The following is a 3,059-nucleotide window of genomic DNA, read 5'->3' on the forward strand; positions in this document are numbered from 1 at the left end:
GCGGGGTCGTGGGACCGATCGTGTCAGTTCTGCCGGACTGGCGGGGAGTGAGAAAGCGCTGTCGTTAGGGGAAGGCCTCTGGAAGGGGTCGCCGTAGAGGGTGAGAGCCCCGTACTCGAAAACGCTGCGCCTCCTTGTTGTCGTGTTCCCAAGTAGCACCGAGCCCGTGGAATTCGGTGTGAATCCGGCGGGACCACCCGCTAAGCCTGAATACTCCCTGGTGACCGATAGCGGACGAGTACCGTGAGGGAAAGGTGAAAAGTACCCCGGGAGGGGAGTGAAATAGTACCTGAAACCGTGTGCCTACAAGCCGTCAGAGCCGTGCGGCCGCGCCTCGTGCGCGGGCGGTGATGGCGTGCCTTTTGAAGAATGAGCCTGCGAGTTAGCGGTACGTGGCGAGGTTAACCCGTGAGGGGTAGCCGTAGCGAAAGCGAGTCCGAACAGGGCGTTCTCGAGTCGCGTGCTCTAGACCCGAAGCCGGGTGATCTACCCATGGCCAGGTTGAAGCGCGGGTAAGACCGCGTGGAGGACCGAACCCACCAGGGTTGAAAACCTGGGGGATGAGCTGTGGGTAGGGGTGAAAGGCCAATCAAACCCGGTGATAGCTGGTTCTCCCCGAAATGCATTTAGGTGCAGCGTCGCGTGTTTCTTGCCGGAGGTAGAGCACTGGATGGCCGATGGGCCCCACAAGGTTACTGACGTCAACCAAACTCCGAATGCCGGTAAGTGAGAGCGCGGCAGTGAGACTGCGGGCGATAAGGTTCGTAGTCGAGAGGGAAACAGCCCAGATCATCGGCTAAGGCCCCTAAGCGTGTGCTAAGTGGAAAAGGATGTGGGATCGCAGTGACAACCAGGAGGTTGGCTTAGAAGCAGCCATCCTTGAAAGAGTGCGTAATAGCTCACTGGTCAAGTGGTTCCGCGCCGACAATGTAGCGGGGCTCAAGCACACCGCCGAAGCCGTGGCACTTCGTCATGAACCCCGTCGGTTCCCTCGGGGGCCGGCCAGGGGACGGGGTGGGTAGGGGAGCGTCGTGTGGCGGGGGAAGCGGCGGCGGAAGCCAGCCGTGGACGCCACGCGAGTGAGAATGCAGGCATGAGTAGCGAGAGGGGAGTGAGAACCTCCCCCGCCGGAAGACCAAGGGTTCCTGGGCCAGGCTAATCCGCCCAGGGTGAGTCGGGACCTAAGGCGAGGCCGACAGGCGTAGTCGATGGACAACGGGTTGATATTCCCGTACCCGCGAAGGAGCGCCCATGCCCAGGCCAGTGATGCTGACCCACCGAGACCGCTCCGCCCCTTCGGGGTCGGGGTGGCAGTAGCTGGGGACCCGAGCTGGTAGTAGGCAAGCGATGGGGTGACGCAGGAAGGTAGTCGGGCCGGTGAGTGGTGGTACCGGTGCAAGGGTGTGGCCCGCGCCATAGGCAAATCCGTGGCGCACGAGGGTGAGGCCTGACGCGTAGCCGAATGAGGCGAATCCGATGATCCTATGCTGCCGAGAAAAGCCTCTAGCGAGTTCCGAGCGGCCCGTACCCCAAACCAACTCAGGTGGTCAGGTAGAGAATACCGAGGCGATCGAGCGAACTGTGGTTAAGGAACTCGGCAAAATGCCCCCGTAACTTCGGGAGAAGGGGGGCCCTCGTTCGTGAACCGCCGTGCGCGGGGCAGCGGAGGGGGGCCGCAGAGACCAGTGAGAAGCGACTGTTTACTAAAAACACAGGTCCGTGCGAAGTCGTAAGACGAGGTATACGGACTGACGCCTGCCCGGTGCTGGAACGTTAAGGGGACGGGTTAGTCCTTCGGGGCGAAGCTCAGAACTCAAGCGCCAGTAAACGGCGGTGGTAACTATAACCATCCTAAGGTAGCGAAATTCCTTGTCGGGTAAGTTCCGACCTGCACGAATGGCGTAACGACTTCTCAGCTGTCTCAACCACAGGCTCGGCGAAATTGCACTACGAGTAAAGATGCTCGTTACGCGCGGCAGGACGGAAAGACCCCGGGACCTTCACTACAGCTTGATATTGGTGTTCGGTTCGGCTTGTGTAGGATAGGTGGGAGACTGCGAAGCCGGCACGCCAGTGCCGGTGGAGTCGCCGTTGAAATACCACTCTGGTCGAATTGGATGTCTAACCTCGGTCCGTGAGCCGGATCAGGAACAGTGTCAGGTGGGTAGTTTAACTGGGGCGGTTGCCTCCCAAAATGTAACGGAGGCGCCCAAAGGTTCCCTCAGCCTGGTTGGCAATCAGGTGTCGAGTGCAAGTGCACAAGGGAGCTTGACTGTGAGACCGACGGGTCGAGCAGGAGCGAAAGCTGGGACTAGTGACCCGGCACCGGCATGTGGAAGCGGTGTCGCTCAACGGATAAAAGGTACCCCGGGGATAACAGGCTGATCTTCCCCAAGAGTCCATATCGACGGGATGGTTTGGCACCTCGATGTCGGCTCGTCGCATCCTGGGGCTGGAGTAGGTCCCAAGGGTTGGGCTGTTCGCCCATTAAAGCGGTACGCGAGCTGGGTTTAGAACGTCGTGAGACAGTTCGGTCCCTATCCGCCGTGCGCGTAAGAGACTTGCGAAGAGCTGTCCCTAGTACGAGAGGACCGGGACGGACGAACCTCTGGTGTGCCAGTTGTACCGCCAGGTGCACTGCTGGTTGGCTACGTTCGGCAGGGATAACCGCTGAAAGCATCTAAGCGGGAAGCTCGCTTCAAGATGAGGTCTCTCACCCAGTCAATGGGGTAAGGCCCCCGCCCAGACCAGCGGGTTGATAGGCCGGAAGTGGAAGCGCCGCAAGGCGTGGAGCTGACCGGTACTAACAGGCCGAGGGCTTGACCACACACTTCCGACATCTTCTCTGTCGTGTCTCGCGTCCACTGTGCGGTTCTGAACGCATCCAGCCCCCCATCCCTGTCCGGGGTGGGCCGGGGCGACGTTCACAGTGTTACGGCGGCCATGGCGAGAGGGAAACGCCCGGATCCATTCCGAACCCGGAAGCTAAGCCTCTCAGCGCCGATGGTACTGCCCCGGAGACGGGGTGGGAGAGTAGGACGCCGCCGGACAACTCTTCA

General features: G+C 60.8%; 2 rRNA genes. Both read left to right on the forward strand.

Features of this window, described 5'->3' with window-relative positions:
* Window positions 1-2,827 (forward strand): 23S ribosomal RNA (locus ACI8AB_RS22655); the annotation flags it as partial.
* Window positions 2,828-2,933: 106 nt separating this feature from the next.
* Window positions 2,934-3,050, forward strand: a 5S ribosomal RNA gene (rrf, locus tag ACI8AB_RS22660).
* Window positions 3,051-3,059: the final 9 nt, after the last annotated feature.

The sequence above is a fragment of the Geodermatophilus sp. SYSU D00698 genome, from assembly GCF_054050335.1.